Origin of the sequence: Streptomyces sp. NPDC058678, assembly GCF_042714835.1 — a bacterium.
GTDB lineage: Bacteria > Actinomycetota > Actinomycetes > Streptomycetales > Streptomycetaceae > Streptomyces.
In genome coordinates, this window is the sequence record NZ_JBHXSG010000059.1 from 1 (window position 1) to 17,717 (window position 17,717).

General features: G+C 69.5%; 14 protein-coding genes and 1 pseudogene. 8 read left to right on the forward strand and 7 right to left on the reverse strand.

The window, feature by feature from the left end:
- The first annotated feature begins 102 nt into the window (after positions 1 to 102).
- Positions 103 to 627 (forward strand): GNAT family N-acetyltransferase, encoded by a 525-nt coding sequence (locus ACFWWR_RS37335; RefSeq protein ID WP_383870743.1) that lies wholly within the window; start codon positions 103 to 105, stop codon positions 625 to 627.
- Positions 628 to 670: 43 nt separating this feature from the next.
- Here the strand turns inward: ACFWWR_RS37335 and ACFWWR_RS37340 are convergent, their stop codons facing one another.
- On the reverse strand, positions 671 to 2,020 hold the full coding sequence (locus ACFWWR_RS37340) for an MFS transporter (protein ID WP_383870740.1): 1,350 nt from the start codon (positions 2,018 to 2,020) through the stop codon (positions 671 to 673).
- A 25-nt stretch (positions 2,021 to 2,045) separates the two neighbouring features.
- Positions 2,046 to 2,483 (reverse strand): MarR family winged helix-turn-helix transcriptional regulator, encoded by a 438-nt coding sequence (locus tag ACFWWR_RS37345; RefSeq protein ID WP_383870737.1) that lies wholly within the window; start codon positions 2,481 to 2,483, stop codon positions 2,046 to 2,048.
- 150 nt (positions 2,484 to 2,633) lie between these two features.
- On the opposite strand from ACFWWR_RS37345, the gene ACFWWR_RS37350 reads away from it, so the two are divergent.
- Positions 2,634 to 2,816: a ribbon-helix-helix protein, CopG family gene (locus ACFWWR_RS37350; protein WP_383870735.1), complete on the forward strand. Its 183-nt coding sequence runs from the start codon at positions 2,634 to 2,636 to the stop codon at positions 2,814 to 2,816.
- Between the two features lie 10 nt (positions 2,817 to 2,826).
- Here the strand turns inward: ACFWWR_RS37350 and ACFWWR_RS37355 are convergent, their stop codons facing one another.
- Positions 2,827 to 4,278 carry an NCS2 family permease gene (locus tag ACFWWR_RS37355; protein ID WP_384308064.1) on the reverse strand — a complete coding sequence of 484 codons (1,452 nt, stop codon included), beginning with the start codon at positions 4,276 to 4,278 and terminating at the stop codon, positions 2,827 to 2,829.
- 151 nt (positions 4,279 to 4,429) lie between these two features.
- On the opposite strand from ACFWWR_RS37355, the gene ACFWWR_RS37360 reads away from it, so the two are divergent.
- Positions 4,430 to 4,696 (forward strand): DUF2530 domain-containing protein, encoded by a 267-nt coding sequence (locus ACFWWR_RS37360; protein WP_383870729.1) that lies wholly within the window; start codon positions 4,430 to 4,432, stop codon positions 4,694 to 4,696.
- A 694-nt stretch (positions 4,697 to 5,390) separates the two neighbouring features.
- Positions 5,391 to 7,784, forward strand: coding sequence for an HAD-IC family P-type ATPase (locus ACFWWR_RS37365; RefSeq protein WP_384308067.1), 2,394 nt, complete (start codon positions 5,391 to 5,393; stop codon positions 7,782 to 7,784).
- Positions 7,785 to 7,799: 15 nt separating this feature from the next.
- On the opposite strand, the gene ACFWWR_RS37370 is transcribed toward ACFWWR_RS37365, so the two are convergent.
- Together ACFWWR_RS37370 and ACFWWR_RS37375 are read right to left on the reverse strand one after the other, a co-directional pair.
- Positions 7,800 to 8,696: a hypothetical protein gene (locus tag ACFWWR_RS37370; RefSeq protein WP_383870723.1), complete on the reverse strand. Its 897-nt coding sequence runs from the start codon at positions 8,694 to 8,696 to the stop codon at positions 7,800 to 7,802.
- Between the two features lie 217 nt (positions 8,697 to 8,913).
- Entirely contained in the window at positions 8,914 to 9,837 is a 924-nt protein-coding gene (locus ACFWWR_RS37375; RefSeq protein WP_384308070.1) for a hypothetical protein, read from the reverse strand.
- A gap of 136 nt (positions 9,838 to 9,973) precedes the next feature.
- Here ACFWWR_RS37375 and ACFWWR_RS37380 point away from each other — a divergent pair, with 136 nt between their 5' ends.
- Complete coding sequence (locus ACFWWR_RS37380) at positions 9,974 to 10,132, forward strand: hypothetical protein (RefSeq protein ID WP_383870718.1); 159 nt, start codon at positions 9,974 to 9,976, stop codon at positions 10,130 to 10,132.
- 63 nt (positions 10,133 to 10,195) lie between these two features.
- On the opposite strand, the gene ACFWWR_RS37385 is transcribed toward ACFWWR_RS37380, so the two are convergent.
- A complete protein-coding gene (locus tag ACFWWR_RS37385; RefSeq protein ID WP_384308072.1) occupies positions 10,196 to 13,324 on the reverse strand; it encodes a sacsin N-terminal ATP-binding-like domain-containing protein in 3,129 nt (1,042 codons plus the stop codon).
- A 239-nt stretch (positions 13,325 to 13,563) separates the two neighbouring features.
- Here ACFWWR_RS37385 and ACFWWR_RS37390 point away from each other — a divergent pair, with 239 nt between their 5' ends.
- The 3 genes and pseudogenes from ACFWWR_RS37390 to ACFWWR_RS37400 form a co-directional block, all read left to right on the forward strand.
- A complete protein-coding gene (locus tag ACFWWR_RS37390) occupies positions 13,564 to 16,188 on the forward strand; it encodes a hypothetical protein (protein ID WP_384308075.1) in 2,625 nt (874 codons plus the stop codon).
- On the forward strand, positions 16,185 to 17,198 hold the full coding sequence (locus ACFWWR_RS37395) for a hypothetical protein (protein ID WP_383870710.1): 1,014 nt from the start codon (positions 16,185 to 16,187) through the stop codon (positions 17,196 to 17,198). The genes ACFWWR_RS37390 and ACFWWR_RS37395 overlap by 4 nt, the downstream gene beginning before the upstream one ends.
- 100 nt (positions 17,199 to 17,298) lie before the next feature.
- Positions 17,299 to 17,394 (forward strand): annotated as a pseudogene (locus tag ACFWWR_RS37400) (IS5/IS1182 family transposase); the annotation flags it as partial.
- Here ACFWWR_RS37400 and ACFWWR_RS37405 read toward each other — a convergent pair.
- The gene (locus ACFWWR_RS37405; protein ID WP_383870707.1) at positions 17,366 to 17,701 is read right to left on the reverse strand and encodes an ankyrin repeat domain-containing protein; all 336 of its coding nucleotides are present in this window, start codon (positions 17,699 to 17,701) and stop codon (positions 17,366 to 17,368) included. The pseudogene ACFWWR_RS37400 and the gene ACFWWR_RS37405 overlap by 29 nt on opposite strands.
- Positions 17,702 to 17,717: the final 16 nt, after the last annotated feature.

Genomic DNA, 17,717 nt, shown 5'->3' on the forward strand with positions numbered 1-17,717 from the left:
GCCCGCTGGGCATCAGTCAACGACAACGGCGGAATCTTCGGACCCGGACGACTCATACCGAACCAACGACGAACCTTCGACTCAGGTCACTAGGGTGCCGTCATGGAGATCATCAGGATCAGGGAGGGCGGGCCCGACGACATCCCCGCGATACTCGGCATGCTCGACAGCAGCGTGGAGTGGCTGGTCTCGCAGGGGCGCACCGGACAGTGGGGGACGAAGCCGCTGTCCGAGAGCCCGAAGACGGTGGAGTCGGTCGCCCGGTACATGGACGAGGGCGACGTGTTCATCGCCGAGGTCGAGGGGGTGCCGGCCGCCACCCTCACCCTCACCGACTCGGCCGGCGCCTACCTGTCCCACCTCACACCCCCCGGCGAGCCCGAGCGGTACATCCACTGGCTCGCTTCCGACCGCCGCTTCAAGGGGCACGGCGTGGGCAGCGCCCTGCTCGCGCACGCGGTCGAGGAGACCAGGCGGGCGGGCGTCTCGCTGCTGCGGGTGGACTGCTACGCCGGCGACGACGGCAAGCTCGTCCGCTACTACGAGAGCAACGGCTTCACCCGCACCGAGGCGTTCACGGTCGGGGACGGCAAGTGGCCTGGGCAGGTACTGGCCCGGAGGGTCTGAGCCCTCCGGGTTCCAGTGGGGCCTACGACGGGGCGTACGACGCTCAGGCCGCCGCGGCCAGCTTCTCCCGCTCCCGCGGCACGAACCGCACCTGCGGGTGTCCGCGGTTCCAGCCGACCGACAGCCGCAGGTTGCCGACGCGGGCCAGAACCAGGCCGATCGTCACGGCCGCGACGGCCGAGACGGCACCGCCTGCCGCCATACCCGCCCGGACGCCGTACGCGTCCGTGATCCAGCCGGCGATGGGTGCGCCCACCGGCGCTCCGCCCATGAACACCATCATGTACAGGGCCATCACCCGGCCTCGCATGGCCGGGTCGGTGCTCAGTTGGACACTGCTGTTGGCAGTGACGTTCACGGTCATGCCGAACATGCCGATCGGGGCCATGAGCAGGGCGAACAGCCACAGGGAGGGGGCGGTCGCGGCCACCAGCTCCATCGCGCCGAAGGCCACCGCACCCGCGACCAGCACGCGCAGCCGGGCGGTGCCGCGTCGCGCCGCGAGCAGCGCGCCCGCCAGGGAGCCCACCGCCATCAGCGTGTTGAAGAGGCTGTAGGCGCCGGCGCCCGCGTGGAAGACGTCGTCGGCGAAGGCCGAGAGGTAGACGGGGAAGTTGAAGCCGAAGGTGCTGACGAAGCCGACCAGGACGATGGTCCAGATCAGCTCCGGGCGTCCGGCGACGTAGTGCAGGCCTTCTCGCAGCTGACCCTTCCCGCGCGGGGCCCGCTCGACGACGCGCAGGTCGCGTGAGCGCATCAGCAGCAGGCCGGCGAGGGGGGCGACGAAGGACAGGCCGTTGAAGAGGAACGCCCAGCCGGTACCGACGCCGGTGATCATCACGCCGGCCACGGCGGGGCCGACCAGCCGGGCCGACTGGAAGTTCGCGGAGTTGAGGCTGACCGCGTTCTGCAGTTGGTCGGGGCCGACCATCTCGGAGACGAAGGTCTGGCGGGCCGGATTGTCCAGGACGGTCGCGAGGCCCACGGCGAAGGCGGCGACGTAGACGTGCCAGACCTGGACCTGGCCGGAGAGGGTGAGGACGGCGAGCGCGATGCCGGTGAGCGCCATCGCCGACTGGGTGAACAGCAGCGTGCGGCGCTTGGGCAGACGGTCGACGAGAACGCCGCCGTAGAGGCCGAAGAGCAGCATCGGCAGGAACTGCAGGGCGGTCGTGACGCCGACGGCGGTGGCGGAGCCGGTGAGGCTGAGCACCAGCCAGTCCTGGGCGATGCGCTGCATCCAGGTGCCGATGTTGGAGACGACCTGGCCCATGAAGAACAGGCGGTAGTTCCTGACCCTCAGGGAGCTGAACATGGACGAGCGCTTGGGATCGGACAGGGAGTCGTGGGTGGTCGGTGCGGGGGCGGAGTCTGCTCCGGGTCCCGAACTCAAAGGGTCGCCTCCTTGTGAACGCTGCTTACAGGTGTGCGAGCTTCTCCAGGACGGGGGCGGCGGCGCGGAGTTTCGCCCACTCGTCCTCGTCCAGGCCGTCGACCAGGGTGGCCAGGAAGAGGTTCCGCTTGCGGCGGCTCTCCTCGAGCATCGCCTCGGCCTGCTCGGTCTTCGTGACGACCTTCTGCCGCCGGTCCTCGGGGTGCGGCTCCAGTCGGACCAGTCCCTTGGCCTCCAGCAGCGCCACGATGCGGGTCATCGACGGTGGCTGGACGTGCTCCTTGCGGGCGAGTTCGCCCGGGGTGGCCTTGCCGTGGAGGGACAGGGTGCCGAGCACCGACATCTCGGTCGGGCTCAGCGACTCGTCGACCCGTTGGTGCTTGAGGCGACGGGAGAGCCGCATCACGGCGGAGCGCAGGGAGTTCACGGCGGCAGCGTCGTCGCCATGGGTTAGGTCCGGCATCTCTTTAGCATAACTCATTACCCTCGCTAAACAAGCTGGCGCGCGCACGGATTCCCGTGACGCCCGCCACTGAAACCCGATCATCACCCGTACGAGTGAGTGGGCAGCGGAAAGTGAACGCCGCCCCGGCCCGCCCGCGAACCTCTGTTCATGGGGACCAGTGTGCTCAGCCTGCGGATAGACGGGGAGCTGCTCGAGCGGCTCCGGGACCATGCGGCGAAAAGGGGGATGAGCGTCCAGGACTACGTGGTCCGGACGCTCGTTCGCGACGACTTCGACGAGCGGTTCCAGTCCGCCGTCGAGGAGACGGAGAAGTTCTACGGGGTCACGTGACCCGCTCGGCTCAGGTGAGACCCAGCGCCGGCATCAGGTAGTAGAACGCGAACACCGCGGACACCACGTACATCGCCGCCGGGATCTCCCTGCCGCGGCCGACCGCCAGGCGCAGCACCACGAAGGTGATGAAGCCCATGCCGATGCCGTTGGTGATCGAGTAGGTGAACGGCATCATCACCATCGTCACGAAGGCCGGGATCGCGAGGGTGTGGTCGGCCCAGTCGATCTCCTTGACCGAGCCGGACAGGATCAGGAAGCCGACCGCGAGCAGGGCCGGGGTGGCGGCCTGGGACGGGACCATCGTGGCGATGGGCGTGAGGAAGAGCGCCACGGTGAAGAGCCCGCCGGTGACGACGTTCGCGAAGCCGGTCCGTGCCCCCTCGCCGACGCCGGCCGTGGACTCCACGAAGGCGGTGGTGGCGGAGGAGGAGCTCGCGCCACCGGCGGCGACGGCGAGACCGTCGACGAAGAGGACCTTGTTGATGCCGGGCATCTGGCCCTGGGCGTCGGTCAGCCTGGCCTCGTCACTGACGCCCATGATCGTGCCCATCGCGTCGAAGAAGCACGACAGCAGCACGGTGAAGACGAAGAGGACGCCGGTCAGTACGCCGACCTTCGCGAAGCCGCCGAAGAGGCTGACCTCGCCGATCAGGCCGAAGTCCGGGGCGGCGACGGGGTTGCCGGGCCACTTGGGCGTGGTCAGACCCCAGGAGGGGATGTCCGCGACCGCGTTGATGATCACCGCGAGGACGGTCATCGTGACGATCGAGATGAGGATCGCGCCCGAGACCTTGCGGACGATGAGGGCCAGGGTCAGCAGCGCGCCGAGGACGAAGACGAGCACCGGCCAGCCGTTGAGGTGACCGTCGCCACCGAGCTGGAGGGGGACGGTGGTCCGGGCGACGTCCGGGATGCGGGAGACGAAGCCGGAGTCAACGAGGCCGATCAGCATGATGAACAGGCCGATGCCGATGGAGATGGCCTTGCGGAGGCTGTAGGGCACGGCGTTCATCACGCGCTCGCGCAGACCGGTGGCGACGAGGATCATCACGATGAAGCCGGCCAGGACAACCATGCCCATGGCGTCCGGCCAGGACATCCGGGGTGCGAGCTGGAGCGCGACGACCGAGTTCACACCGAGGCCGGCGGCGAGCGCGATCGGGACGTTGCCGACGACGCCCATGAGCAGGGTGGTGAACGCCGCCGTCACGGCCGTCGCCGTGACCAGCTGGCCGTTGTCGAGCTGGTGCCCGTACATGTCCTTCGCGCTGCCGAGGATGATCGGGTTCAGCACGATGATGTAGGCCATCGCGAAGAAGGTGGCGAAACCGCCCCGGACCTCCCGGGACAGCGTGCTGCCGCGCTCGGAGATCCGGAAGTGGCGGTCGAGGGCGCCGTGGCCGGACGTGCCGCCCGGCTGCTGGGGCGCGGGAACCTTGGCGGGGGCCGAGGTGGACATGCGTGACCTCATCACCGGTGGCCCTCCCCCAGGAGACCTTTGGTGTTTCGTACGAAGAGAAGTGGCCGGACAAAAACAGGTTCAGTATGAACATATGACCCGGTCGGCGCCATCTCCGCGCGTAGACCTGATCGCCTCGTAAGCTGTCCCCATGGAGAAGTGGACCCCCGAGCACGAGGCGCCGGAGCCCCTGGAGGGCCCCATCGTCCCCACCATCGTTGGCGGCACGATCCTCTGGTTCGTCCTCTTCCTGGTACAGCTCCCCTTCTACGGCTGGTTCGACGACCACGGCCACACCTGGTGGGTCTGGACCTGCCTGGCCGGAGCCGGCCTGGGCCTGATCGGCATCTGGTACGTCCGGAAGCGGGACGCGGCGATCAAGCGGGCGGCGCCGTCCGAGACAACCTCGGCCGACTAACCCCCCACTGGGGGCTCCGCCCCCAGACCCCCGACCTATGCCCACCCACCACCCGACTCGGTCGGCCGAACGCTCAGCCACCCCCTCAGCCCGTCCGGCGTTTGAGGACGAGGCCCTCCGGGCCGAAGCGGGGTCTGGGGCACGGCCCCAGCGGGGTGCAGGGGCGGAGCCCCGCAAGCCGTGACACGGACGCGGCCACCACCCGGACCCACGAGCCGAGCCCCGCCACGGGTGCAGGGGACGCAGTCCCCGCCGAGGTGCAGGGGCAGCGCCCCGCAAGTCGCGACGCGCACCCGCCACCACCCGGACCCACGAGCCGAGCCCCGCCACGGGTGCAGGGGACGCAGTCCCCGCCGAGGTGCAGGGGCAGCGCCCCGCAAGTCGCGACGCGCACCCGCCACCACCCGGACCCACGAGCCGAGCCCCGCCACGGGTGCAGGGGACGCAGTCCCCGCCGGGGCTCAGGGGCAGCGCCCCTGGCGGGGTCGAAGGGGCGGAGCCCCTGCGGATGGGACGGGTAGGGGCGGCGGGGGCGAGGAAAGCCCCGCGCCCACCGACGGCGCCGCTGCTGCCGAGTGACCACGCCCCCCCGTAGTACTACGGCACCACTCCCCCTCCCCCGCCCTCATCCCCAAGTCGGATCTTCCGCCCACTCACCGGGTGAAGCCGTAAATCCGCACGTACCGTCGAATGCATGACGCACATCGACGCGGGCGCCGAACTGGATCCGGCACACCCGACGACGGTTACGGCCGCGGCGACCGGACTGACCGCGGCCGAGGTCGCCGAGCGGGTCGCGCGAGGGCAGGTCAACGACGTGCCGGTGCGCAGCAGCCGGTCCACCGTCGAGATCGTCCGTGCGAACGTGTTCACCCGGTTCAACGCGATCATCGGCGTGCTGTGGGTGATCATGATGTTCGTCGCGCCGTTCCAGGACAGCCTGTTCGGCTACGTGATCCTCGCCAACACGGGCATCGGCATCATCCAGGAGTGGCGGGCGAAGAAGACCCTGGACTCGCTGGCCGTGATCGGGGAGGCCCGGCCGACCGTGCGGCGGGACGGGACCGCCTCCCAGGTGGCCACCAGCGACATCGTGCTGGGCGACCTCATGGAGATAGGGCCCGGCGACAAGGCCGTGGTCGACGGGGTGTGCGTCGAGTCCGACGGGCTGGAGATCGACGAGTCACTGCTCACGGGGGAAGCCGACCCGGTCGTGAAACGCCCCGGGGACCAGGTCATGTCCGGGAGCTTCGTGGTCGCGGGCGGCGGCGCCTTCCAGGCGACCAAGGTCGGCCGGGAGGCCTACGCCGCCCAGCTCGCCGAGGAGGCCTCCCGGTTCACGCTGGTCCATTCCGAGCTGCGCTCCGGCATCTCCACGATCCTCAAGTACGTGACGTGGATGATGGTCCCGACCGCGATCGGCCTGATCGTCAGCCAGCTGTTCGTCAAGGACAACGACCTCAAGGACTCCATCGCCCGGACGGTCGGCGGCATCGTCCCGATGGTCCCGGAGGGGCTGGTGCTGCTCACCTCCGTCGCCTTCGCGATCGGCGTCATCCGACTCGGCCGAAAACAGTGCCTGGTTCAGGAACTCCCCGCCATCGAGGGCCTCGCCCGCGTCGACACGGTCTGCCTCGACAAGACGGGCACCCTCACCGAGGGCGGCATGGACGTCACCGAGCTCAGGCCGCTGCAGGGCGCCGACGAGTCGTACGTACGCAACGTGCTCGGTGCCCTCGGCGAGTCCGACCCGCGGCCGAACGCCTCCCTCCAGGCGATCATCGACGCCTACCCGGACGGCGTGGACTGGCGCTGCACCGAGTCCCTGCCCTTCTCCTCCGCCCGCAAGTACAGCGGCGCCTCCTTCAGCGAGGGCGACGGCGAGATCAGCACGTGGCTCCTCGGCGCCCCCGACGTCCTCCTCGCTCCCGACGATCCCGCCCTGACCGAGACCGAGCGTCTCAACGAGCAGGGGCTGCGGGTACTGCTGCTCGCGCGGGCCGCCCGCGTCCTGGACGATCCCGAGGTCGCCGGGGGCGCCCGGCCCACCGCCCTGGTCGTACTGGAGCAGCGGCTGCGGCCGGACGCGGCCGAGACCCTGCGCTACTTCGACGAGCAGGACGTCCGAGCCAAGGTCCTCTCCGGGGACAACGCGGTGTCGGTGGGGGCGGTGGCCTCGAAGCTGGGACTCACCGGAACCACCATCGACGCCCGTCGGCTCCCCGCCGACCAGGACGGGATGGCCACGGCCCTCGACGAGGGCACGGTGTTCGGACGGGTCACCCCGCAGCAGAAGCGGGACATGGTGGGCGCCCTGCAGTCGCACGGGCACACGGTCGCGATGACCGGCGACGGCGTGAACGACGTGCTCGCCCTGAAGGACGCCGACATCGGCGTGGCGATGGGCTCGGGCTCGGAGGCGACCCGGGCGGTCGCGCAGATCGTGCTGCTCAACAACAGCTTCGCGACGCTGCCGTCGGTCGTCGCGGAGGGCCGGCGCGTCATCGGCAACATCACGAGGGTGGCGACGCTCTTCCTCGTGAAGACGGTCTACTCCGTCCTGCTGGCGATCCTGGTGGTGTGCTGGCAGGTCGAGTACCCCTTCCTGCCCCGGCACCTGACCCTGCTGTCGACCCTCACCATCGGCGTCCCGGCCTTCTTCCTCGCCCTCGCGCCCAACAAGGAACGGGCGAAACCGAACTTCGTACGGCGAGTGATGCGGTACTCGATCCCCGGTGGGGTGGTGGCCGCGACGGCGACCTTCACGACGTATCTGCTCGCCCGGCACCACTACACGGGCAGCGGCGCGCTGGACGCGGAGACCAGTGCCGCGACGCTGACACTGTTCCTGGTCTCGATGTGGGTACTGGCGATCATCGCCCGCCCCTACACCTGGTGGCGGGTCGCGCTGGTGGCGACGATGGGTGCCGGGTTCCTGCTCGTACTGATCGTGCCGTGGCTGCAGGACTTCTTCGCGCTGAAGCTGGTCGGCGTGACGATGCCCTGGATCGCGGTCGGCATCGCGGCGGTGGCGGCGGTCGCCCTGGAACTGCTGTGGAGGGTGGTCGACCGCCGCGTCCCGGCGTAGAGCCGAGGGGGTTGGTTACCGCACGTCGACGTAGTCACCGACGGCGCTGACCGCCGGAGTCGTCGTGGTGCCGGCGAAGCTGAAGCGCCAGTAGCCGTCGTAGGCGGCGGTGGCGGTGGCCTTCAGGTTGCCGTACTTGTCCGAGGTCACCGTCTTGACGGTGGTGTACGTGCTCGTGCCCGCCTTGCGGAACTGGAGCTTGACGGGCTGGTAGGTGTAGCCGTGGTAGTGGTTGTCCTCCCAGTTGGCGCGGGACAGCTTGCCCGTGGAGGTGATGGTCTTGCCCTTGTAGACGGGCTCGGGACCGGCGTTGACCGTCAGCCTGGAGTAGCGCTGGACCTTGGTGGTGCCGAGGCTGCCCTGGTCGGTTTCGCCCTGGATGCTTCCGTCCTGGTCGCTGTAGGTGAGGGCCAGCGCGCCGGCCGTCCAGGTGCCGGCGTCGGCGTTGATCAGGTAGGCGTCGGCCGGGTAGATGTTGATGTCGCCCTTGCAGCTGGCGGTGGTCGACGAGGTCGCGGTGCAGGTCGCCGGGTAGTCGCCCCCCAGCACGTTGCTCGGGGCGTCGTACGAGCCCTTGTAGATGACGGGGCCGGTGGCGAAGTCGTCGGAGGTGATGTCGACGTCCGTGCCGTGGGTCAGGGTGTAGGTGACCGTGGTGGTGACCTCGTTGGTGGTGCCGACCTTGATCGCACTGGCGATCTTGAGGTTCGAGAAGGTGACGTCCGGGTCCGTCGTGTCGGCGGCGGCGCTGAACGCGGTCCTTCCGGAGCCGGCGGCGTGCGCCGCGGCGAAGGCCTTCGTGGCGTCCGTACGGTAGGACGACGAGGCGTCGGCGGCCTGCGCGGCCGGCACGACGAGAGCGGACAGAGCCAGGGCGCCGGTGACGGCGGCCACGGTGGCACGAATGCGCATGTGCGTTCCCCAGGGGGAGAAGTGAGCTAGGAGTCTGTTGACTCACGCGATCAGATCCGCGACCCATGTCCCTGGTTGTACGGCCGGATCCCGATTTTGTGTGCGCATAGGCAAGGCTTGGAACCCGTATGGGAAAAGCGGAACGCCGGCTCCGGGAAACCCCGAAACCGGCGCTCGGCCGTGCTGCTCACTTCAACGCTTACTTCACCTGCAACGCTTACTTCACGTCGACGAAGTCACCCGCGGCGCTGACCGCCGGGGTGCTGGCCGTACCCGCGAAGCTGTAACGGAAGTAGCCGTCGGTGGACGCCTTCACGGTGGTGCTCAGGTTGCCCGTGGAGTTCGTCTTGATGGTCTTCACCGTGGTGTAGGTGCTGGAGCCCTTCTTACGGAACTGGAGCTTGACCGACTGGGTCGCGTAACCCGCGTACTTGTGGGTCTCCCAGTTCGCGCGGGACAGCTTGCCCGTGACGGTGATGGTCTTGCCCTTGACGACCGGCTCCGGCGAGGCGTTGACCGTCAGCTTGGAGAGGCGCTGGAGCCTGGTGGTGCCCAGCCCGTCCTGCTCGACGTAACCGACCTTGCTCCAGTCGGTGTCCTCGGCGTCGGGGTCTTCGCCGTTCAGGGCGATGGCGTAGCCGCCGACCTTCCACGTGGTGGCGAAGGAGTTGATCAGCTCGACGTCCGGGTAGACGTCGATGGTGCCCTTGCAGTTGGCGGTGGTGGTCGAGGTCGCCGTGCAGGTCGGCCACTCGTCGCCGTAGAGGGTGTAGTCGTAGTCCGCGTAGGACGGGCCGCGGTAGAGCTCGACGTCCATCAGGAAGTCGGAGGCGTTGAGGTTGACATCCGCAGCGTGCGTGACCTTGTACGTCACCGGGACGGTCACCTGGGCGGCGACGCCCGCGACGATCGGCTTGCCGTTGTTGATCTTCACGCCGGAGAAGGACAGGTCGAGCGCGTACGGCTCGCCGATGTCGGCGGCGGCGAAGGCGCTCTTGCCGGAGGCCGACTTCGCGGCCTGGACGGTCTTCTGGATGTCGGACTTGCTGTGCGACGAGCTGTCGGCCTGTGCGGCCGGTACTACGAGGGCGGACAGGGCCAGGGCGCCGGAGACGGCGGCCACGGTGGCACGAATGCGCATGTGTTCCCCACGTGGAGAAGGGGCCCCGGCAGTGGTCGTTCCCTACGGCTCGTCGTCGCACGGGGCCCAAGTGATGGTGGAGCCTGTTGGCTCATGTGGTGAGATTCGTGACGCGTGTGAATGGTTGTACGAAGAAATGGAGAATCCTGACGGGTTTTTGAGAAACCCCTCGGGAGACCAAGTCCACGGACCCCATCCGCTGGAGCGGAACCACGCGGCCGATGTCCACCGGCTGACCGGCATGACGCTCGACCTGGACCGCTTCGAGTACTTCCTCGAGGTCGAGGCGGACTGACGAACACAAAGCGACAGGGGCCGTCCGGCAGGACGGCCCCTGTCGTCATGTCATGTCATCGCATCAGTCGAACCAGCGGTCCCGCGCCAACTCCCCCGTCCGCGACGGATCCTCCATCAACGCCGCCACCTCGAACCGGCGGGGCCACTGCCCCGCCGCCCAGGCGAGGCCCGCGGCGACGCCCTCCAGGGTCGCGGCGTGCAGGACGCCGTCGTTCGTCAGACTCCAGTCGATCTCCACGCCGTCGACGAAGAGTTCCTCGTGCTCGACGTACGTCGAAGGGGCCCGCTCCCCGAGCAGTAGCCGCACCGACTCCGGTACGTCGTGTTCGGTGCCCTCGGAGTCCACCTCGCCGGTGACGGACTCGCTGAGCCGCCGCACCTGGAACAGTTCGGCCAGCTCCGCGGCGCGGGCGGGCCGTACGGGCAGCAGCGGGACGCCCTCGGTGAAGGGCAGCAGGTCGGGCGAGTCGACGACCACGGCGTCGGCCGCGTCGACCACCTCGACCCGCCCGTCGACGACGGCGCGCAGCTCGTCCGGCAGGGTCACCTGCTCGGGGTCCAGGTCGGCCAACGCGCTGTACAGGGCGTGCAGTTGGGCACCGGTGACGGTCCGGGTCGGGTCGGCGAGCCGGTCGAGGAGTTCGGCGGCGCCGCCCGGCTCGTCGAGCAGCGCGGCCACCGACGTCCGTACGCCCAGCGCCCGCAGCACCTGCTCGTCGTCGAACCCGGTCGCGTCGGCCTCGTCGTACAGCCCGCGCAGGAGCGGGTCGCCGCCGGCGGCGAGGAGCCCGGCGGGGCGACGGCCGTCGAGGACCGGCTGCCCGCGCAACCACCAGGCGGTGTAAGGCCGTACGACCTCGTGCGTGCCGTCCGGCAGCAGCATCCGCACCTGCTGGGTGATCGCGTCACGCAAGGGGGGCTTCGAGAGGAGCGACAGAGTCTGCGGCCACTTGTCGTCGTCGACCAGGTCCAGATCGCGTACGGCGACCAGCTCGGTGGCGACGGGCGGTACCGGCGTGTCCGGGAAGCGGTCGAGGATGTCCTCGCACCACACGTCGACGGCGTCGAGCAGACCGACGTCGTCCGGCTCGGCGAAGTCGCCTTCGCGGGGCTCCAGTTCGTCCGGGTCGAGGACCACGTCGGTGGCGCGGACCAGGGCGAAGTTGGCGAGGACGCCACAGGCGGCCAGCGGCTGCTCGCCCCACTTGTCGGCCAGCTCGGGGTCGATGGAGGCGAGTTCGTCCTCGCGCATGACCTGGTGGAAGGGGCTGCCGGGCAGGACGAGTTCGCCCGCCGGGGACAGTTCCCCGTCCTCGTCGGGGAGGGCGAGGGCACCGAGCCAGGGCTCGTCGCCGGGTTCCAGGTCCGCGTCCCGGACCAGCGCGAGGACGGTGTCGGCCAACTCCTCGGCGTCGGGCGCTTCCCGCTCCCAGTCCAGTCCGCCCTCGTCGTCGAGGGAGGCGGCCACGGCGGCCCGGACCTGCGGGGTCGTCAGCACGGCCCGGGCCGTGGCCGGAAGGGCGCCGAGCTTCTCCAACAGGGGGTGGGCGGCGTCCGGGTGCGCGACCTTGAGGCCGAGCCGGGCGAGGACCTCGGGGTCGACCCGGGCGGCGTCGGCGGTGGGCAGCAGCACCTGGCGGGGCCCGATGGTGGTCCGCCCGTCGGCGAGCGGCACGGGCAGCCCGGACAGCCGGTCCGGATCGACCCCGGCCAGGCTGTCGTACAGCCGCCGCCACCAGTCGGGCTCCTTCTCCAGCCCGGCCAGCCGGTCGACGGCGTCGGTCAGCGGGACCCGGGCGACGCCCAACGTCCGCAACTCCACACGCCGTTCGAGCCCGGCGGGCAGAAGGGTGGGCAGCACCTCGGCCAGCACCCGGACGGTGTCGGACCCGGCGCCCTCGACGATCTCGGCGTCACGGGGACGGAGGGACTCGGGCAGGTCCTCGTCCTCTGAGGCATCTGCTGAGGGCTCTACGGCCGGCGGCAGGAAGGAGGTCCGCGGCAGCCGCTCCAGGATCGCCTGCCGCAGCGCCCCGTCCAGCTCGCCCTTGCCCAGCGGGCCGGGCACGAGGTCGATGATGCCGGCGGTCACCGGGCGCCAGTCGGCGAGGAGTCCGGCGTAGGCGTCGGCCGCCCGCTGCACGAGGAAGTCGGTCAGCGGACCGGGGGCCGCGTGCCGACGGGTCGTGTCCAGCGGCAGGGACGCGATGAGCAGGGCGGGGACGCCGAGGGGCTCGTCGCTGGGGGTGGGCGCGTGCACGAAGGGGGTGGTGCGGGGCCGGGCGGGGGTGCCGTCCTCGTCGACCGGCACGGCCCAGGTGACCGACCAGTGCGGTCGCAAACGTTCCTCGACGGGGCGGTCGGCGAGCAGGTCGGGGGTGAGCGGCCCGTGCCCTGCGGCCGTACGCCACCGGGTCGTACCGTCCCGCGAGTCCTCCACGACGGTGAAGTCGCCGTCGGTCCGTCGCCGCAGGGTCCGCGGGGCCTCCCCGTCGACCTCGATGACGACCTCCTCCAGCCCCGGCAGGGCGAGGAGCAGGGCGTCGTCCACGGCGGCGAGCAGGCGTCCGGCGAGGTCGGCGGCGGCCGGGTCGCGCAGCGGCAGGATGACGGCCGTGTCGTACGGGTCGGGAGCGGTGCCCTCGGCGGCGAACGGCAGCCGCAGCAGGGGCACGTGCCCGTCACGCCGACGGACCTCGTCACCCAGCCCCGGACTGTGCCGGGCGACGTCCGCGGCCAACTCCCGGGCCTCCGCGAGAGACCAGCGGACACCGCCGTGCCGCCCAACCACCGCGGGCTCGTCGGTGACGGAGAGAACGGCCGCGAAACCGACGCCGAAACGGCCGATGGAAGGGGTGTCGCGCTTGGCGGATGCGCGGAGGGTGGCGAGCGACTCCACACCCGCCGCGTCAAGGGGGGCACCGGTGTTGGCGGCCACGAGGACACCCTCGCGGAGCGTGAGCCGGAGCCGCCCGGGCACCCCTGCCCGGCCGGCCGCATCGGCGGCGTTCTGCGCGAGCTCCACGACGAGCCGGTCCCGATACCCGCCGAGTACCAGGTCCTCCTCCGCGTTTGCGTCCTCGCGGAAGCGAGCGGGACTGGTGGCCCAGGCGTCGAGCACGCCTCGCCTGAGACGGGCGGTCCCGAAGGGGTCAGCACCCTCGGCCGCGGGCCGCACGAACTTACTCACGTTGACTCTCCTCATCGGCGTGACGATGAAGGTACCGCTCGGAGGGCGGGGGTGCGTGGGCCGCCTGGGCGGATCGGGGTCGTCGGCGTGCCGGGGACGGCCCCGGGGCAGGGACCGCACGTAAGCGAGCAGCCCCGGGGGGCCAACCTTTGGCCAGAACCGCATTGCGGGTGCAACGCGCCGATTGATACAGATGATCGAGTCGGTGACGTGTGGGAGCAGTGGGGGCGAGTGGCGGCGTGCTCAAGCCGGGGGAAATACCGCAGTTCCAGGGCGACTTGGATCAGCTGGAGATCGACTGCGCGGACCTGAAGAAGGACGCGGGCAACGTCCGCAAGACCGGCGAGGACGTCCACTCCCAGTTCCAGGGCCTGTCGGCGTACTACGTCGCGTCGGAGGCGGAGGAGCTCTTCGCGAAGACGAAGCCGGTCGCGGACCGCGCGGACGCGTTCGCCGACGACCTGGAAACGGTGTCCGGCGCGCTGTCGTCGTATGCCACCGAGGTCCGCCCCCTCGTCGACAAGCTGAAGCGGCTCAAGGCGGACGCGACGACGTTCGTGACGTCGGTCAAGGACGACGACGAGTGGGAGTACGACGAGGACAAGGTCGACAAGCACAACGAGATCCGGGACGAGATCACCGCGACGGTGGCGGCGTTCTGGGCGGCGGAACGCACCTGCCACAACAAGATCACCGCCCTGTGGGACGGGACGCAGGTGGTCGCCGGGGACGGCTCCGACCGCAAGGACCAGTACGGCTTCGCGGCCGAGGACATGAAGAACGCCAAGGTGCCGTGGGGTGACCCGGTCGAGGAGAAGCACCACTGGTACGAGGTCGGCCACTGGGTGAAGTCCTTTGTCTGGGACGGCTTCATAGTCGACGGTATCTGGGGCACCATCAAGGGCCTCGGCACCCTGGTCGGCGTCGATGGCTGGGACGCCATGGGCCAGGCATGGACGGGCCTCGCCCAACTCGGCGCCGGCATCGCCCTCACCATGAACCCGATCCTGGGCACGGCGTTCTGGCTGCTGCCGGAGGACAAACTCCCGGCCTCGATCCGCGATTCACGTACGGCGATGAAGGAGACCGGTAAGGCCCTCCTGGCGTGGGACGAGTGGGGCAAGAATCCTGGCCGCGCGGCCGGAGCGGTCACCTTCAACGTCCTGACCACGGTCTTCACGGGCGGCGCGGGTGCCGGTGTGTCGGGCGCGGGCAAGGCGGGCGCGGCGGCGAAGGTGCTGTCGGCGGCGGGCAGGGCGAGCCACTTCGTCGACCCCATGACCTACGTCGTCAAGGCCGCCGGCGCGGGCCTGTCGAAGATCGGCGACATCACCAAGGGGCTGCGGGGCGTCGGCGCGATCCACGTCCCGCCCCTCCCGGAGGGCGCCTTCACCCTCCCCGAGGGCTCTCTGAAGCTCCCGGACGGCACGGTGAGATTGCCCGAGGGCGCGACGATCCCGGAGGGCGCGACCCGGCTCCCCGACGGCACCGTCCAACTCCCCCACGACACCCTGACCCTCCCCCCGGGCACGACGAAGCTGCCAAGCGTGGACGGCTCCCCGGCCCAGTACATCGACGGCAACGGCAACCTCCTCGACCAGCACGGCAACGTGATCGACGGCGTCGACAACGCGCCGAGGGACGTGGTGGACCGGCCGGCATCGGGCACCCCGGCTGATGGGGCGGACGTCCCCCGCGTCGACTCCCCGGTCAGGGAACCCGCCCTGGTGGGCGCGGGAGCCCACACCGCCGAGCAGGCAGGCCAGCCGGTGCGGCTTGGCGACAGCGTGGGCGACGACCTCGGGGATGTGGGCCGGGCGCCCGACAACGCAGGGGTACGCGCGGTTGGTGACAACGCCCCGACTGCCCACGCCGGAGGCGAGCTCCCCGGCGGCGGAATAGGCAACCACCTCCCCGGAGGCAGCGCAGGCGACCAACTGCCTGGCGGAACAGCTCACGAGCCCGAGGCGGGCCCGTCTGCCGGCCATGAACCGCCCAGCGGTCGTGGCGGTGAACACAGCAGTGACGGTGAGGCGCACGAGGCACCTGTCGGCGGCCACGAGCAGCCGTCTTCGGGCGGCCACACTGAGGGGCCCACGGCCGGTGGCCACCGAGAGGCGCCCGCCGACGGTGGTTCGAGAAGCCCGGACACCGACACATCTAGTGGATCAGGCTCCCACGGTGGCGTGGCGAACTGGGAGCGTCCCTCTCGGGAGTCGGGGCCGATGGAGCGTGGCGGCGATACCGAGCAGCAGATCCGTGACCAGTTGCGTCGATCGAGTGTGAAGCCGGACGACTTGGAGCGGGTTCTGACCAACCTTTCCAACCACCCGGCAGGCAAAGAGATTGCTGACACGATCGCATCCGGCAGATTCAAGGGACTCGATAATTACGGGCAGGTCGTATCCAGCCTGAGCCATGTAGACAAGATGTCCGGCGGCATAGAGCAGCTGCGTCTCGGTAACCGGCTGTACGACAGCGGGATCCACGACATATCCTTCGAGGTCAAGGGGGGCGTGGAGATAAAATCGGGGGTTACGACGGCCGACGGAACAGATCTCGACGTGATGGCCCGAGATATGGACGGCAAGGCCCACGGGTATCAGTTCAAGGAAATCCAGAACCCGAAGAGGCTCGTGAAGAAGATCTTCGAAAACATGAAGCAAATGGAGAATTCCGGCGCCGACTTCAACACGTTCGTGGTCGACACGAAGGGCACATTGGCTGATCATGTGGCCCTCCGCACAGAGCAGCGTCTCGTGGACGTTTACGGCAAGACTGGAATCCAGTTCGTGATTCGCGTCGAGGACGGGGTCCTGACCATCCCGCCCGGCGGTAAATTCATGCCGGAGGGAACACTGTGAAAGCCACCACCCCTGTCGCCCGCTGGACGTGGGGACGCGATCACGACGCCGGCAGCAGCGTGGCCGCCTGCCTGCATGAACTGTTCACCGCGTACGCCGTCCTGAGCGAGCACAGGCTCATGGTCGGTACACCGCGTGTTTCCGTGTCCGTCCACGAGGCCGGCGTGAAGAACACCTACCTTTTCCAGGGCGGATTCGAGCCAGAGGCAACCTCCCCTCCCGCGGACGCTGCGGCGGAATTGGCCGAGAGGATCGAGGCCTCTATGCGTCCCGGCGAAATCGGGTCAGTGTATGCGGGCGCCAGTAGCGGCGGCGAGGTGGTGATCGGAAACGACACCCATGAGGAGGCGGACCTCTTCCGACTGGGAGCCTCAACGCTGTTCGATTACATCAGCGTGGATCTGGTGACGCACACTGATGTCTGGTTGCCGTACGACCTCAAGGGATGGCCTCAGCCCGAGGTCTGCGCATCCAACGGTCCGCGACTCTCCGCGGCGCTGCGCGATCTTTCCGAGGCACTCGACTCGGAGACGGACCCGGACGATCCGACGTACTTCGCGAAGCCGAACGAGACGGGCGCCGCGAACTTCTTCGACGAGAACGCCAACGCGCTGGACGTATGGGGGAGCTTCGAAGTCCCCTACCGGCACGGGATGTTCACGCAGACGCCTGGTTTCGGACGGATCGGATACCGACGCACGGTCGAGGGCGACGTCCGGTACGTGCCGGTCAAAGACGATCGCGGTGACGTGCTCGGCTATCTGTGGGTCTCCGACTCCGAGCCGGCAGCGAGCTTCGAGCCGCAGGACGTCGGCGACGACACGGTCTACCAGGCCGGGTTGATCTGGCTGCAGCGTCTGCGATCTGCGTACGACCGGGGCCTGTCCCCGGCAGCAGCCTTGGTCGAGTTGTCCGCCATGCCGGACGAGAAGGGCGCAGGCCACGTGGACCCGACATCCGAGCCTCGCACCGCTGCCCTCACCGCCCTGCGCGACCGCGAGGCCGGCTGACAACCGTGACCCGGCTTCCCGCGTCCTGCATCGATCTGGACCGCCATGTGTGGACCCACTACGACTGCGCGGCGCGGGACCATCAGCTGAGCGCCGGAACCAACTTCGGTGCCGATACGAGCGTAGAGCCGAACACTTCCTCGCCTTCACGAGCATCGCCTGCACCCTCATCTGTTACCGGCGGCTCGCCTGCTGATGTGGGCCCGCAGCAGATGCACCGCCAGGTCGTGACCGTAGTGGGCAGCCACATCCAGCGGTGTGTGACCCTTTGGATCCGCGAGCTCCGGGTCAGCGCCGAAGGCCAGCAGTACAGCAGTGTGGTGAACCGTCAGCGGCTCACCACTCTGCAGGGAGCCGTCGCCCTCGGCATCGATGGCGTGCGTGAGCAGCGTCATGTTGCTGAAGACCTCGTCGGGATCAACACCGTCGGCCAGCAACCGGGTCAGAGCTTCCGCATTGTCGTGCTCGACCGCGTCATGGGCAGGCGTCCAGTAGTCACTCACCTAGGCATTCAACCGT

Excerpts from the sequence above, each read along its gene's own strand:
- ACFWWR_RS37335 (WP_383870743.1), top strand. The coding sequence starts at position 103 with ATGGAGATCATCAGGATCAGGGAGGGCGGGCCCGACGACATCCCCGCG.
- ACFWWR_RS37345 (WP_383870737.1), bottom strand. The coding sequence starts at position 2,483 with ATGCCGGACCTAACCCATGGCGACGACGCTGCCGCCGTGAACTCCCTG.
- ACFWWR_RS37350 (WP_383870735.1), top strand. The coding sequence starts at position 2,634 with ATGGGGACCAGTGTGCTCAGCCTGCGGATAGACGGGGAGCTGCTCGAG.
- ACFWWR_RS37355 (WP_384308064.1), bottom strand. The coding sequence starts at position 4,278 with ATGTCCACCTCGGCCCCCGCCAAGGTTCCCGCGCCCCAGCAGCCGGGC.
- ACFWWR_RS37360 (WP_383870729.1), top strand. The coding sequence starts at position 4,430 with ATGGAGAAGTGGACCCCCGAGCACGAGGCGCCGGAGCCCCTGGAGGGC.
- ACFWWR_RS37365 (WP_384308067.1), top strand. The coding sequence starts at position 5,391 with ATGACGCACATCGACGCGGGCGCCGAACTGGATCCGGCACACCCGACG.
- ACFWWR_RS37370 (WP_383870723.1), bottom strand. The coding sequence starts at position 8,696 with ATGCGCATTCGTGCCACCGTGGCCGCCGTCACCGGCGCCCTGGCTCTG.
- ACFWWR_RS37375 (WP_384308070.1), bottom strand. The coding sequence starts at position 9,837 with ATGCGCATTCGTGCCACCGTGGCCGCCGTCTCCGGCGCCCTGGCCCTG.
- ACFWWR_RS37380 (WP_383870718.1), top strand. The coding sequence starts at position 9,974 with ATGGAGAATCCTGACGGGTTTTTGAGAAACCCCTCGGGAGACCAAGTC.